This window comes from Streptomyces sp. NBC_00568 (genome assembly GCF_026341855.1).
Lineage (GTDB): Bacteria > Actinomycetota > Actinomycetes > Streptomycetales > Streptomycetaceae > Streptomyces.
This window is the reverse complement of record NZ_JAPENW010000002.1, coordinates 167,408-181,581: the sequence shown is the minus strand read 5'-3', so window position 1 is coordinate 181,581 and position 14,174 is coordinate 167,408. Positions and strand designations below refer to the sequence as shown.

The window sequence follows — 14,174 nt, the reverse complement described above, 5'->3', positions numbered from 1 at the left end:
TCCCTATTGTTCCCATCCATGGACACGCAACGGCAGAGCCCGGCCAGCCAAAACAGCAGCCCCGAGCGGGAGTTACCACCCCATGTGACGCAGGACGCGGTCGTCATCGTTCCCGGCATCATGGGCAGCGAGCTCCGCGACACGAAAACCGGAAAGATCCTTTGGGGACTGTCCGGCACCCGCTGGCTGGTCAGCGCCTGGACGCGCCGACAGGGACTGCAGAAACTGCACCTGACAGAAGAAGAACTCACCGGCGCCACCGGCCGGATCCAAGCGACACAGCTACTCCGGCACAGCACCTGGACGCCGTACCTGCGCGGCCAGGAACCGTACACCCAGCTGACCGACACCGTCCTCGACTACGTAGCCGATCCCGCAGCAGTCTGCGAATTCCCCTACGACTGGCGACTCCCGGTCGCCACCAACGGCAAGCTCCTGGCCCAGCGAGCCCGCGAGCACCTCACCGCCTGGCGCGCCCATCCCCGCCACCACCAGGCCCTCGCGCACCGCGCCGACCAGCGCCCGGCACGCCTCGTGTTCATCGCCCACTCCATGGGCGGCCTCGTCACCCGCTGCGCCCTCGACAGCACCCACCACGACGACCTCGCCGCCGACACCCGCACCGTCATCACCCTGGGCACCCCGTTCTACGGCGCGGTCAAAGCCGCCGCCATCCTCAACAGCGGCCGCGGCGCCCCCGTCCCCCTCCCGCACCGCAAACTCCAGGCCCTGTGCCACACGATGCCCGGCCTCCACGACCTGCTGCCGCTCTACCGCTGCCTGCGCACCGGCGACGACGTCGTCCGTCTCGACCCCGGTTCGGTCACGGCACTGGGAGGAAACGCAGACCTGGCGCTCGCCTCCTTCGACTTCCACAGCCGCCAGCACAAGGTGCTCCTGCCGGGCCACCGCGCCTTGGCGGGCACCCGGCAGTCCACCTGGCAGAGCCTCACCCTCGACAGCGGAACAGTCTCCCCGCACGAAGACGGCGCACGCCACAACAGCGACGGCTCCCTCATCCGCGACCGCTCCGGCCGGCTCGTCTACTACTCCGTACAGGGCGACGGCACGGTCTACCGCGACTCAGCCGCCCACGGCGAACACCTGTCCACCGCACCGGTCCAGCACGGCGACCTCGCCCGGGCCGACGCAACCCTCAACGCGGTCATCGACATCCTCCTCGAGGACGAACCGCAGGGACCCCCGCTTGGTGAACCCGGCTGCGGCATCCTCACACCCGACCTCGTCGAAGCAGGCCAGACCTGGCACGCTAGCGCCGAACACACCGACTCGCTGCAGGGACTGACCTGCACCGTCACCGACACACAGGACGACAGCACCGCCAAGCCCGCCCGCATGGCGATGCGCGACGGCCGGCCGGCAGCCGAGATCACCATTACGGACCCGGGCCTGTACCGCATCAGCCTGTCCACCCGGGACGGTCACACCGTCAGCCAACTCGTCCTCGTCGCCGAACCTGGCCTGGACGCCGCAGAGGCCGACTAGGGTCTGTTGCGAAAGTGGATCTTGTTAGGTTGAGTGATCTCGCCTGGTGATGGGCATCGTCGTTGCGTGAGGCTGGGTGAAGTGGATCGTCTCTGGGCTGAGTTGGCGGAGTTCGTGGCCGATGTCTTCGCGTCGGTGCCGCGGCGGAATCACTGCCAGTGGGGCGAGTGTTGTCTGCGGGGTCCGATGCTGGACGGCCGCAGGAAGTCGATCCAGCCGGTGGCCGAGCGGCTGCCGGCCGGCATCAGTTTGTGAACCAGTCGCCCGGGAATCCGCTGCCGGTGCGGCGGCGGATCGCCGAGCGGCTGCGCGAGACAGCCCGTCGGCCCAGCGATCGTACAAACACGCAGACACGAGGAATCTGAGGGAAATTGCGCTGCGTAAAGACCAGCGTCCGGAACGTGCAATTTCCGTATGATGCAAGCCAGTTCGAGTAAGACGGCATATGCGGAGGTGGTCGGGATGCGCATCCGAATCATGAGTGAGGGCGACGAACGTTCTCTCAATGATCTTCAGTCCTGGCTGGCCAGGAACCCGAAGACGAATGAAATTCCCGTCGAGCCGATCATGAGCGGCGGCGGGACGACGATGGGCGCACTCGAAGCGCTCGAACTCATTGTCGAGCATGGTTCGAACCTTGCGAACTTCGCCCTCGCGTATGCAACCTGGCGAGCAAGCAGGCCGGGGGCCGGCGGCCTGGGGGCGGGGAACGGCGCGCGGCTCCTCGTCCACGGTGATAGTGAGATCGACATCGGCCATCTCTCCCCTGAAGAGCTGGCCGATCTGCTGCGGCGCTTGGCGGATGACGGCCAGGAGGGCGAGCTGTAGCGTGCGGCCAGAGGAAGCGGCCAAGTCTCGTGCTGTCCTACTCGGCGTGCACACCTACCAGCATCTCGGTGCGCTCACCGGCGTGCGCCACAACGTACCCACTTTGCGGAACCTGCTCACGGCCGAGGACGTGGGCGGGCTCCCCGATGCGAACTGCGTCAGTGTGCCTGATGACAGCGGGCCCAACGACTTTCTTGACGCCCTTAATGACGCTGCCCTAGAAGCCAATCATATGCTCCTCGTCTACTACGCCGGGCACGGTCAGATTGGCGGCAAAGACGGCCGGAGCCTTCTGCTGACCACCGTCAAGTCTCGTCCTGGGCGCCCCTACCACTCTGCGCTTTACGAAAACATTGACGAAGTGGTGGCAGCTTCGCGAGCACGGCATCGAATCGTGATTCTTGATTGCTGCTTCAGTGGACTCGCCGTTCGTATGGGCGACGAGTTGCCGTCCTCGGAAGTGGAAAAGGTAAACTTCGGAATTCAAGGTGCCTGTGTCCTGACCTCAGCAGCGGGAACTGAGCGTGCACTCTGCGAGGCAGATGGCAGTGTTTTCACGCGTGAACTGACCAGTATTCTGCAAGATGGCCTACAAGGCGAACTCCATGACGGGCGACGTGGGGAAAGTCAAGCCGAGCTGACCATGGGTGATATTTTCAGTACCTTGCAAATCCGGTTGCGGGGCAGGGTGGTGGAAGGATACCCGGTTCCGCAACCGCGGAGTTTCTTTGAGGAACACGGCCACCTAATTCCGATCGCCCGAAATCGTGCGTTCACAGGGAACCCGCCGCAGAGGAAATGGGAAGACCGGCGCAAGGGCGAAAAAGAACAGGTCCGTATGGTTTCAATCGATGCGCCTCGGCTGAGACGCAAATCAGGGATACGCGGGCTCTTCGGAATCAGGGCGGAGGACTCCGAAGAGTTTCAGAAAGTATACTCTGCCCACTTTAAGGTCATGGGAGAGTTCGAGTCCGCATGCGCCGACCACAAGGTGGGGAACAAATCAATTGAGCGCCGATCCAATGATCTCGCAAGAAAAACTGAAGACGGGCGCTGGCTAGTGGTGGGCGATAATGTTGCCGCTCTGGCCGCGGCCGCAGAAAGAATTTATCCAGGAGGTTTGCCAGGCGGGGGGATGTATAGTGGTGGAAGTCAAAGCGCGGTACTACCCAGCCCCGAAACGGCAACCGCGTATGTTGTGGCTGCTGCCAAGGTGATGGAGCAACTGAAAACACTCCGCGGGGGAAGACACCCCGCGCGGCCTCCGCGATCTTAGACTCGCGATCACCGGCGGGATACGGCACCTGATCTGCGACAACAGGGGCCTGGGCCTGTTGTGAAAGTGTTGGTCACAGCCACTCGTTGATGGCTGCGACCAGCACTGTCGCTTCGTAGCGGACGGCGAGTTTGTCGTACCGAGTGCCGACGGCCCGGTGGCGCTTGAGCCGGTTGATCCCGCACTCGACCGCGTGCCGTTGCTTGTAGTCGTCCTTGTCGAACTTCGGCGGGCGCCCGCCACGCGATCCACGCCTGAGCCGGTTGCGGACTCGGTGCGCCGGAGCCGGAATGGTGGCTTTGATGCCGCGTCTGCGCAGGTAGGAGCGGTTGCCGCGGGAGTCGTAGGCCTTGTCGGCCCGCACCCGGTCCGGGCGCTTGCGCGGCCTGCCGAGCCCCAGTCTCGGAACCCGGATGGCTTCCAGGACCGCTTCGAACTTTAGGGGAGTCGCCCCGCTGCCCGGCCGTGATCACGACGGACAAGGGCTTCTGCCCCTGCTCGACCGCGAGGTGGATTTTGCTGGTCAGTCCACCGCGGGAGCGTCCGAGGCCGTGGTCGGCCGGCTCGACGAAGATCCCGCCGGGCGGTTCCTTCTGGAGATCCCCTTTTTCGCCGCTCCCGCGGCGTGCTGATGAGCCCGGCAGACAGTGGAGTCGACGTTGACCTCCCAGGTGATCAGGCCCTTCGCGTCCGCCTCGGCCTGGAGCTGGGTGAGGATCCTTGCCCAGGTGCCGTCCCGCTGCCAGCGCCGGAACAGGTCATAGACCCGGTCCCACGGCCCATAACGTTCGGGCACGTCCCGCCAGGGAGCACCGGTCCGGGTCCGCCACCGTATGCCGTCTATCAGCTGCCGCCGCGTCCACACCTGCGGCCGCCCCGGCTTGATGCCCGTCGGCAGCAGAGGCTCAAGCCGGGCCCACTGGCCGTTCGTCAGATCCCCACGTCCCACAGGACGTGATCATCAACGAACAAGATCCACTTTCGCAACAGACCCTAGTCCTGGCCCTTGGCATACGAGGGCAACCCCCCGGGGCCTTGTCTGCTGAGGGCTGGCCGTGTCATTGACGGTGTTCCGCCCCACGCTTGCTACCACCCTGCTACCATGGGGTATGACTTCCACGAAGAGGCAGACGCAGGTCCGGCTGGAAGAGGACGTGCTCGCGGCCGGCAAGGCTGCCGCGGCCGCCCGGCGGCTGGACTTCAACAGGTACGTGGAGCGGCTCATCGTCGAGGACACCACCGGCGCCCGCGCCGCCGGCATGACGGCCGCCCAGCGGCTCATCGATGAGCACGGTGCGTTCCTCGACGATCTGGAGCAGCAGCTCGACGCTCCGTATGCCGATCCGCAGCCCGGGGCCGCCGCGTGATCCTGTACGTCGACGAATCCTGGATCCTCGAAGTGGCGGAACGGGCCGGGCACCGCGATCCGGCCCCCGACGACTACGGCGTGCCCATCGCCGCCGTCGCCCGCCATCGCGGCGAACTCCTCGACACACCCGTCTACGACGGCGCCTACAACCGCGCCGCCGCCCTGGTGCACAACCTGGGCCGCTGCCGCTGGTTGGAGCGCTCCAACCTCACCGTCGCCTGCGCCGTCGCCGTCATGTACCTCGAGGCCAGCAACATTCCGGTGAACCCCACACGCGAACAGCTCACCGCTCTTGCCCACGAGCTGAACAACCCGCGCTGCACGGCCGCCCGGATCGCCTCCTTCCTGCGCACCTGGAAACCCTGAACCCAGGGAGCTGTCTTGCGGCCGTGGTCCTGAGCAGGTCACTCCGCCGGACTCGATGCGCGCCGGCATGCCGCCGCGACGTGGAGGAATTCGGGCACGCCCGGGGTGCTGGCGTAGGGCTGGAACCGGCGAGCAGGGCTCTGAGTAGTTCGGTGACGTCCTTCTCCATGAGGCCAGCAGGGCGTCATTTAGGGTCGACGACGTGCTCTTGCCTCAGTGCCGCCAGCGCCCGGAGTAGCTCGCCTGGGGTGACGTTCACCAGGCCCGTGACGGCTCCCCCTTTCGTCGCCGGTCGCTTGTTCTGCGAGTTGCTCGAGGTGGGCACGCTTGGCATCCAGGGCCCCGGCCTTCGCAGCGATCTGGTCCGCCCAGGCCGCCAATCCACCGCCAGTTCCGTGATCGGCTTGCCGGTGTGGAGGTTGCTCTCGCGGCCTGGTCCACTCGCGGTCAATCACACGGTGGGGAGTCTCGGAAGCCGGTCGTAGGCGGGATCGCCGGGGAAGGCGATGGACTCGATGTGCTGTGGCGGGATAACGATGGCCGGAGACCCTGACTTGGCCCTGTCAGGTCAGGCTCGCGCGAGATGTACAACTCCGGCGACGACACCGTCCAACAGATCCCCGACGAATTCGGTGTCTCCCGCCTACTGACCTTTCCGTTGGGTTGTCGGGGGTGACATCGGTTGATCCCTGCAGTAGTTCGTGGACATGAGGTATCCGCAGGGTGGTGGTCTCACTCCGCAAGGTCAGTCCGGGCGTGAACGGGTGCGCATGCTGGCTGCCGAGGGCTTTGCACGGGGTGAGAAGAACACGGTGATCGCGAAGGATCTTCGGGTCAGTGTGCGGTCGGTGGAGCGGTGGCGCCGTTCCTGGCGTGAGGGCGGATTCCAGGCACTGAAGGCATCCGGTCCGGCGAAGCGTCCGAAGGTGGACGACCGTGACTTCGCGCTGTTGGAGCCGCTGCTGCTGGCAGGAGCGGTGGCTCAGGGCTGGGCGGATGAGCGCTGGACGCTGTCGCGGGTGGGGGTGCTGATTGCGGACCGGTTGGGTGTGTCGTTGTCGGTCCGCGGGGTGTGGGAGCTGTTGCGGCGGCACGGCTGGTCGTGTCAGCGGCCGGTGCGGCGGGCGGCGGAGCGTGACGATGCAGCAGTGGCCGCCTGGGTGAAGGAGACCTGGCCACGGGCAAAGCCACCGCGGCGGCGCTCGGGGCATGGCTGGTCTTCGAGGACGAAGCTGCCGTCTCGATGACGTCGCACCGGGCACGCACTTGGGCGCCCAAGGGTGGCGTGCCCGTGGTGCGGTTCAACGGCGCTTCCCGAGGCCGCATCACGATGGCCGCGCTGGCCTGTTTCAAGGCCGGCGAACGTAGTCGGCTGATCTACCGTCCTCGAATTCAGGGCCATCAACGCGGTGATCACCGGGGCTTCACCTGGCAGGACTACCGTGACCTGCTTGTGCGGGCGCACCTTCAGCTCGGCGGACCCGTCGTGGTCATCTGGGACAATCTGAATGTCCATCGAAGCATCCATCTGCGTGAGTACGCAGCCGAGCACGACTGGCTCACCGTCGTCCAGCTGCCCACCTATGCACCCGACCTCAACCCGGTCGAGGGCATCTGGTCGTTACTCCGACGTGCTGCCACCGCCAACGTCGTCTTCACCGACCGAGACCACCTCGTCAGAACCGTCCGCAGCGGCATGCGCCGCATTCAGCGCAGCCCCCATCTCATCGACGGATGCCTCGCCGGAACCGGTCTCTCGATAGCCCCAACACCAACCCCGACAACCCAACGGAAAGGTCAGTAACATCTGCCGCTGCCTCACTGTCTGTCTGACGGCATCCGTCTCAGGGGCGCTCCGTCTGACCTGCGGTGAGGATCGAGACCACCTGTCAGTCGGCGATGGACAGGAGCACGGTGGCGTGGGCGTGTGCAGGCCTCTGCCCGCCCATCACCCGTCGACAGGCGATGGGCGGGCAGAGCTGCCAATGGTGTTCAGCGGGTGCGGACTGATGCTCCGTAGCCATCGGTCTGGCGGAGCACTGTCACCTTTTGAGCAGGTGCCGGCCAGGCCTGGATGAGGTACCACTCGGTGACCTCGTCGGGGGCCAGGTCGACGGCAGTGTCCCGACCGCGAGCGTGAACGCGCAACCGGTAGTCACCGGGACCGTGGAACGACAGGGCGGGGAGTTCTTCGTCCAGGTCATCCATCATTCCTCTGACCATGAGCTCGCCGGACGTGGAGTGTGCTGAGATCTCCACGATGTCCTGCCAGTCACCGCTGCCGGCTGCGGGCTCGGTTTCATGGAGGGTGACCGTGACATCGACGTCGCCGGTGTGGATGCCGGTCATGACGATGGTGACGCCGTCGGCGACCCGTACGAGACCGTTGTGGCCGCGGTCCAGGTCGGGTCCGGTCGGCCCGTCCTCGTCGCTGATGTCGAACTGGTGGTACTGAACCGGAACGCTTCCACTGCCCCATTCAGCCTTGTCGGTCATCTCGCAGTCCTCTGCCAAGCGTTGGATGCCTACTTGATCCACGTCAAGAATTTGTCCTTCTCGATGATGCGGTTGTACAGGTAGAAGCGGCTCAGGGCCCGACCTCCGTCCTCGTTCTGCGGCCCGTTGATCAGGCGTCGGCTGAAGTCGCCACCAGTTTTGGCGCCCTGCCAGGTCGACGCGAAGGGATACTCGTCGCACTGCTTGCCCGCCGGCCGTGGCACGCTCGTCGGGCACGCCGTATTCCGGTTTTCCTTGATCTTGACTTTGTCGGTGAGGCGGGTCAGGTAACGCTTGGTGCCGTGCCTGCCCGGCAGGTTCTTGGTGGTCTGCGCGTACTCGATGTGGTCGGCGAGCTCCGGGAACTCGCCGTGCCTTGCATAGACCATCTCCGGGATGTACGGCATCACACACCCCGTCTTCGACGTGCCCGGAAGAGCGTTGTCGCACCGCACCGGAGGTGTCGGCAAGGCGATTTCGTTACTGGGGCCAGCCCACTCCGGGTTGCTGAACCGCCACTTCGCCGACGCCTGCCCGTCGCCCTTCTTCCCCTTGGGCGATGTCTGGATGGTGGTGTCGAGGTCCCGGTCCCGCAGGCGCCGGCGGTGGGTCGCAGCAGAACCCCGGTGCGCAGCCGCGGGGCGTTGCGCAGGACGGCGGCCGTGACCGGGAAGGGCGGCGAAATCTCGGACCGGGCGGCGGCGAGCGGAGCGATTCGCTAGACGTCCCCGCGTCGCTGACGACGGCGCCCACAGTCCCGTCAGCAGCAGCTCCAAGGGAAGCAAGTAGCCCGGCCCCGCATATGGTACGGGGCCGGGCTCAAGCTGAGGGCCCAAGACCGGGCGCGGGCCGGGTCCTCAGCTCACGCGCATCCGCGGGGTGAAGCCGGAATGCCTGCGCGCGATGTCTCTTGTAACGATCTTCGTCGTGGACGGACACGGCACCTTGCGCCGGCCTGTATGCCCCATGACTGCCGTTACTCGCCGTGCCCCCCGGGCGACCGCGACGATCGCCGGCAACTCGGGCCCCGCGCACGCCAGCACAATCCGTGCTCGCAGGGCCAGAGCCTGGGCCGATGTCGCTCGACGCATTCATCTTTCCAACACCGTCCGCTCGTCATCAGACAAAAGCAACGGTTCAAGCTTCGGGCCCCGACGGGGAACTGACGCACCAGCAGCAGAAGTCACACAATTACAACGATCAACTACTGGCGCAGGACGCTAGGGTCCGCCTTCAAAGGTCATCGGGTGGTGGATCATGGTGGGGTGATACGCCGCCATGAACTCACCGATCTGGAGTGGGAGTTACTCGCTCCGCTCATCCCTCGTGCCGCGACGGGGTGACCGCGGGTGGCGGACCGGCAGGTCGTCAACGGGATGGTCTACAAGATCCGAAGCGGGGTCTCGTGGCGCGACCTGCTGGAACGCTACGGGTCATGGCAGACGGTCTACACCCGCTTCCGCCGCTACGCCCTGAACGGCGTCTTTACCCAAGCACTCCAGCAGATCCAGGCCGGTGCGGACGCGGCCGGCGACATCGACTGGCTCGTCTAGATCGACTCCACCATCGTCCGCGCCCACCAGCACGCTGCTGCGACAGGGTGAAAAGGGGGATCCACCGGCCGGACGAACCAGAGGATCACGCCCTTGGTCGATCCCGAGGCGGACGGACGAGGGAGTGAGGACATCCCAGCGATCCTGGCAGGTCGGGCCGCGCGGCGGGCGTGATCACCGCGCAACCCGCCGCGTGTCGGCCCGCGTTGGAACGGCAAGGGGGCGCGTCCCGGTGGTGTGCGCACCGGAACGCGCCCCCTTGCCCGAGCGTCCGGGCTCAGCCGCTGATCGGCGCGCCGAACTCGGGGTACCAGTCCTCGCCGGTGGCGAGCCCGATGGTCTCCGCACTGAAGCCGACCCCGCGGGTGAAGGTGATCCGCACTCCGTCGCCGCGCAGCGAGGTGAGCGCGCCGTACCAGCCGTTCTCGCCGGGCGCGCCGACAACCGCGAGAACTAAAAGTGTACGTTGCGTCACTCCACGTGAGCTCAAGTGGCCGACCCGGCAAGAACTTTGATCAACCGCATGAACCCGAACCGAGGGTGCCTCGTTGAAACAGGTCAGAGCCTCGGTCGCTTCAGTAGCTGTAACTCGCCGGCCCTAAGCCTGCCGATCAGGGCTCTCCAGGGCGATGGCGAAGAGCAGCTGCGAACAGCACCTTATGCAGGTCGTTTCAGATGTTGAAAGGGGGGCGCGTGCCGCATAGGCAAGCCACTGCGGGCAGCACCGCTGCGCCGAGCAGCCGCCGGGTCACCGAGACGGACCGCCGGCCTTTCGCACCCGCGCGAGGAGCGTTCGTACGATCCCTGCCTCCTACACCTGGGGGAGGTCGGGCATGCTGACACGCAGCAACCAGGACGGCGGCGGACGCTTCGATCCGAAGGAAGTCGCGCGACAGATTCTGCTGACTTCAGCGCATAGAGGAGCCGAGTACGCCCAGATCCCCGTCTTCCATGGAGCAGAGGGGTCTGCTGCCCAGTACGGCGTGATACCCGACAGCCTCACCGACCGGGGCAACGCAAAACTCTTCGTGAGTTTGCACGGCCGGGACTTTCGTCACGTGCCCGGGCTCGGCTGGTACCGCTGGTCGGGATACCGCTGGCAGATGGATGAGGACGACACCGTGCTATGGGCGGCGGGTGACATGGCTGAGTCCCTCGCAGAGACGGACCGCACCGGGCAGCACAGCAGCTCGGCACTTCGGCGCCACCGGCGGCGAGCGCTGTCTACCTCAGGCATCAAGGCGACCTTGATGCAGGCAAAGGCGGCCCCGGGGATGGTCCTCAACGCCTCGATGCTGGATGCGGACCCCTATGCGCTGTGCACCCCCGGCGGAGTGGTGGACCTGCGCACGGGGGCCCTAACAACACCTGATCCAGCCCGGCACTACCACTCGCGAGCCACTACTGTTGCACCCGAAACCACGCCCACACCCCGCTGGCAGCGGTTCCTCACCGACACCTTCGGTGACGATGCCGAGGGCATGCAGATGATTGTCTTCCTGCAGGAGTTGCTGGGGTACTCGATCACAGGCGACGTCGGAGCCCAGATCATGCCGTTTCTCTACGGTCAGGGAAAGAACGGTAAGAGCGTCCTGCTCGACGTCATGGTGAAGCTCCTCGGGGACTACGCCGACGCTGCGCCGCCCGGCTTCTTGATGGCGCGCCCGTTTGAAGGGCACCCCACTGACCTGGCCGAACTCCACGGGCGCCGGATCGTCGTGTGTTCCGAACTCAAGCCGGGGGACCGGTTCGACGAAGCCCGGGTCAAATTGCTCACCGGCGGCGACCGCATCAAAGCCCGCCGCATGCGGCAGGACTTCTTCAGCTTCAACCCGACCCACAAGCTCTGGCTCCTGGGCAACCACCGCCCCGAAGTTAATACTGGAGGGTATGCATTCTGGCGCAGGATGCGGCTGATCCCTTTCGAACGCGTGGTGGACGACGACCGCAAGGTGGACAACCTGGCGGACGTCCTAGTGACAGAGGAAGGCCCCGGCATCTTGGACTGGTTGATCACCGGAGCCCGCGGCTATCTGAACGGAAGCCGCGACCTCACAGGCCCACGCAGCGTCAAGACCGCCACCAGCGCCTACGCCGAAACCGAGGACCACACCGGTCGATTCCTCACGGAATGCTGTCGGCTGGACCCCTCGATGCGGGCTGAACAGGCCCAGCTCTACAACTCCTATCGCGCATGGTGCCAGTTCGAGGGGGCGACGCCCGTCTCCTCCCGGTCCTTCGCGGCACGTGTCCGAGAAACCGTAGGAATTGCGACACCGAAAGAGATGGTCCTGTCCAATCAACGGAAGTTTTACCCCGGTATCGGCCTCGTGGTTGAAGTGGGAGGGGCGACGTGAGTGCTCTGATCGATCCTGCGCAGCTGGCCGGGGAGGAGTGTCTGGTCTGGCTGGAGAGCATTGGAGACCTGGACTACGTACGCCAAAGCCTCGACAGGCTGCCGACCAGGGCCGGACGGCCCGCCTATCACCGGGACGGTCGCATGGTCGGCTATGCCGTTCTGCAGCCCCACGCTCGTTCCTCCAGAACCTCCGGCACCTTTCTGCGCCGCGTGTTCTGGCTCCTGCCACACGATCGCGACGGCATGCCCGACGGCTTGTATCACTCCGGTGCGCCCTCCGAAGCCGTGGATCCGCGGACCGTGGCACCCGGGATCAAGGGGTACAAGACGGAGCGTTCTGAGGGTGGTCCGCCTTCCCACGCGATGCGCGAGTTGGGCATCACTCTGCCCCAAGCCTGACAGGGCGGGGGCAGGGAGAGAGGGTGCACGGCAGCGGCGGACGGGCGAGCAGTGGGGGACTCTGTGCAGAGAGCGCATGCGCGGGACAGGAGAGCCCGTAAGGGAGCCAGCGGGAGGCGCCGGGGTGGCCTCGTCTGCGACAGGCGACGCGGGAGTGCCGTGCCGCGCGCCTGTCGTGGGAACAGAGTGAACCAGTCTTGCTACTTGGCCGTTGAAGGCCGTGTGGGATCAATCGCCCGCGCTCGCTCGGATGACGTAGGAACGTGCTGGCAATGCAGATCAATTTCTCCGCGCTGATGGCCGCTTTCGTCATGCTCGCTGTCGGCGTCTTGATCTCCGCCCGTGGTCGGGTGCCCGGGCCCGCCTGGCTCGTCCCGGTTGTTGTTCTGGGTGTATTTCCGCTTGCCCATCTCGTTGTGGGCAACTTTGGAAACGCGCCCGACGGGTTGCTCCGATGGACCTTTGAGGCTTCCTGCGGGCTACTCGTAGCGGTGATGGCTAGACCCTTCATGCAAAGGGCGCCACGGTCCGCCAGTTGAGCTGAAGCTCCGCTCTGCGGCCTTCCCCCGTCGGCCTCTCCTCAGGCGAGGTCGTGAACCGGGATGTCGAAAGTCATTTGCTCAAAGCTGAATGCTTTTATCGTCCCGGGGCTTTGGGGTGCTCAGATGCTCCTCGTTGAAACACAATCAAGCTTCGTGCTTGAAGTATCGAACCGCTTCTGCACTGCGGCCGTTGACGGGAATGTAACCGATCGTCAATTGCATCTCTGGAGAAGAAAATGTTCCGTCGCCGCGCTGCTTCAGTTGTTGTTGCTGCTGCTCTTGCTTCCGTTGCTCTCACCGCTTGCAGTGCTGACAGTGAGGTCGAGCCGAGCAAGGCGGCTGCCTCTGGCGCTGAGCTGAACCTCACTGCCGGCACTCCGGAGGCGAACAAGGCAAGGAAGGGGACGGGTGACTGGGCCATCGGCACGAAGGCAGCTTCCTCTCAGCAGCTGACCTGGACCGCTCTGAAGAAGGCTCCAGCCGGGAACATCGTCAACGGTTCCAACCTGGCGCTCTACCGCTTCGAGAACGACAGCGCGAATCCCTCCCAGGCGACCTGCTCCGGCACATGCGCGACGGTGTGGCCGCCGGTTCTGGTCAAGTTCAATGAGCAGGGCAAGACGAGGATCATGATCGACGGGATTCCCAACCAGCGGAAGGCCGTTGGCGTTGTGAAGCGCGCCGACGGGACCTACCAGCTCACCCTGGGCGGCTGGCCGCTGTACCGCTTCAACCAGGATGCCAAGGCCGGCGACCTCAAGGGCGAGGGCCGCGACGGCAAGTGGTTCGCGATTGGTCCTGACGGTCAGCCTGCCTTCAAGGGCGGCAACACGGGTGGTGGCGGCCAGCCCGAGCAGTCGCAGAAGCCCGGCAAGCCGGGGGCCCTGACCCTCCTTAGCGACCCGAACGACACCTCTGAGAACAACGCAGCCAGGCGTGTCTCGGGCTCTGGCTGCGTGAATGTTAGGGAGGACGTCGCCTCCGCGATCCAGGACATCTCCGGCTCGGAGGTGAAGATCTGGACCGAGCTCAATTGCAAGGGCCGCTCGGCGATCGTCTCTTCCGACATCCTCGACCTCAATTCGATCGGCTTCAACGACCAGATCTCGTCGGTGTTCTTCGGCTGACCCAAGTGCAGCGAACGGGTCAGAGCACGTGTCGCTAACGCGTCCTGCTCTGACCCTGTGGCTTCCCATGGCCGCATCGGGGTCTCGACCCGACGCCCCCTTCCCTGCTCCAGCCTGCTGATTCACCGGAGTTCCCTCCCTCGACGCATCCGGTGATGCAACCGTCAGGCGCCGTTCGCGGGTCCTGGAAAAGTAGCAAGGCACCGGCATAACGGGGCTTCTGTAAGCGGTTCACCGGTTGGCCGTGACCTGAGGGAGCATGCGCTCCTCGACAGGCCCAGCGGAGCTTGGTCCGAGGACCAGGTGCGTGTGTGATTAACCGCGGGGTACCCCTGCGGTGCGGCGTCTGCGAG

14 protein-coding genes and 2 pseudogenes are annotated in these 14,174 nt (G+C 65.4%); 12 read left to right on the top strand and 4 right to left on the bottom strand.

All coding sequences use genetic code 11. The features are described 5' to 3' along the window. Nucleotides 1-18: 18 nt before the first annotated feature. From OOK38_RS33135 to OOK38_RS33120, 4 genes and pseudogenes are all read left to right on the top strand, one after another. A complete protein-coding gene (locus OOK38_RS33135) occupies nt 19-1,506 on the top strand; it encodes a triacylglycerol lipase (protein ID WP_266849690.1) in 1,488 nt (495 codons plus the stop codon). A gap of 66 nt (nt 1,507-1,572) precedes the next feature. Continuing rightward, nucleotides 1,573-1,814, top strand: a pseudogene (locus OOK38_RS33130) (transposase); the annotation flags it as partial. Nucleotides 1,815-1,968: 154 nt separating this feature from the next. After that, entirely contained in the window at nt 1,969-2,334 is a 366-nt protein-coding gene (locus OOK38_RS33125) for a hypothetical protein (protein WP_266849689.1), read from the top strand. Further along, on the top strand, nt 2,309-3,610 hold the full coding sequence (locus OOK38_RS33120; RefSeq protein ID WP_266849688.1) for a caspase family protein: 1,302 nt from the start codon (nt 2,309-2,311) through the stop codon (nt 3,608-3,610). Before OOK38_RS33125 ends, OOK38_RS33120 begins: the two co-directional genes overlap by 26 nt. Before the next feature lie 73 nt (nt 3,611-3,683). On the opposite strand, the pseudogene OOK38_RS33115 reads toward OOK38_RS33120, so the two are convergent. Next, nucleotides 3,684-4,559, bottom strand: a pseudogene (locus tag OOK38_RS33115) (IS5 family transposase). Between the two features lie 160 nt (nt 4,560-4,719). Between OOK38_RS33115 and OOK38_RS33110 the strand changes: the two are divergent. From OOK38_RS33110 to OOK38_RS33095, 4 genes are all read left to right on the top strand, one after another. Then, nucleotides 4,720-4,977, top strand: a complete 258-nt coding sequence (locus OOK38_RS33110) for a hypothetical protein (protein WP_266849687.1) — start codon at nt 4,720-4,722, stop codon at nt 4,975-4,977. Continuing rightward, on the top strand, nt 4,974-5,345 hold the full coding sequence (locus tag OOK38_RS33105; RefSeq protein WP_266849686.1) for a fic family toxin-antitoxin system, toxin component: 372 nt from the start codon (nt 4,974-4,976) through the stop codon (nt 5,343-5,345). Before OOK38_RS33110 ends, OOK38_RS33105 begins: the two co-directional genes overlap by 4 nt. Nucleotides 5,346-6,052: 707 nt before the next feature. Next, nucleotides 6,053-6,592 carry a winged helix-turn-helix domain-containing protein gene (locus OOK38_RS33100; RefSeq protein WP_266849685.1) on the top strand — a complete coding sequence of 180 codons (540 nt, stop codon included), beginning with the start codon at nt 6,053-6,055 and terminating at the stop codon, nt 6,590-6,592. Next, entirely contained in the window at nt 6,589-7,149 is a 561-nt protein-coding gene (locus tag OOK38_RS33095; RefSeq protein ID WP_266765205.1) for a transposase, read from the top strand. Before OOK38_RS33100 ends, OOK38_RS33095 begins: the two co-directional genes overlap by 4 nt. 188 nt (nt 7,150-7,337) lie before the next feature. Here the strand turns inward: OOK38_RS33095 and OOK38_RS33090 are convergent, their stop codons facing one another. Further along, nucleotides 7,338-7,841, bottom strand: a complete 504-nt coding sequence (locus tag OOK38_RS33090; protein WP_266849684.1) for a hypothetical protein — start codon at nt 7,839-7,841, stop codon at nt 7,338-7,340. Between the two features lie 29 nt (nt 7,842-7,870). Then, the gene (locus tag OOK38_RS33085; protein ID WP_266849683.1) at nt 7,871-8,617 is read right to left on the bottom strand and encodes a NucA/NucB deoxyribonuclease domain-containing protein; all 747 of its coding nucleotides are present in this window, start codon (nt 8,615-8,617) and stop codon (nt 7,871-7,873) included. A 573-nt stretch (nt 8,618-9,190) separates the two neighbouring features. On the opposite strand from OOK38_RS33085, the gene OOK38_RS33080 reads away from it, so the two are divergent. Continuing rightward, entirely contained in the window at nt 9,191-9,394 is a 204-nt protein-coding gene (locus OOK38_RS33080; RefSeq protein WP_266849682.1) for a transposase, read from the top strand. A gap of 277 nt (nt 9,395-9,671) precedes the next feature. On the opposite strand, the gene OOK38_RS33075 is transcribed toward OOK38_RS33080, so the two are convergent. Then, nucleotides 9,672-9,869, bottom strand: a complete 198-nt coding sequence (locus OOK38_RS33075) for a hypothetical protein (protein WP_266849681.1) — start codon at nt 9,867-9,869, stop codon at nt 9,672-9,674. A gap of 358 nt (nt 9,870-10,227) precedes the next feature. On the opposite strand from OOK38_RS33075, the gene OOK38_RS33070 reads away from it, so the two are divergent. From OOK38_RS33070 to OOK38_RS33060, 3 genes are all read left to right on the top strand, one after another. Further along, nucleotides 10,228-11,751 carry a phage/plasmid primase, P4 family gene (locus tag OOK38_RS33070; RefSeq protein WP_266849680.1) on the top strand — a complete coding sequence of 508 codons (1,524 nt, stop codon included), beginning with the start codon at nt 10,228-10,230 and terminating at the stop codon, nt 11,749-11,751. Continuing rightward, nucleotides 11,748-12,152: a DUF6009 family protein gene (locus OOK38_RS33065; protein WP_266849679.1), complete on the top strand. Its 405-nt coding sequence runs from the start codon at nt 11,748-11,750 to the stop codon at nt 12,150-12,152. The genes OOK38_RS33070 and OOK38_RS33065 overlap by 4 nt, the downstream gene beginning before the upstream one ends. A gap of 778 nt (nt 12,153-12,930) precedes the next feature. Beyond that, nucleotides 12,931-13,821 carry a hypothetical protein gene (locus tag OOK38_RS33060; RefSeq protein ID WP_266849678.1) on the top strand — a complete coding sequence of 297 codons (891 nt, stop codon included), beginning with the start codon at nt 12,931-12,933 and terminating at the stop codon, nt 13,819-13,821. The last annotated feature ends 353 nt before the right edge of the window (nt 13,822-14,174 follow it).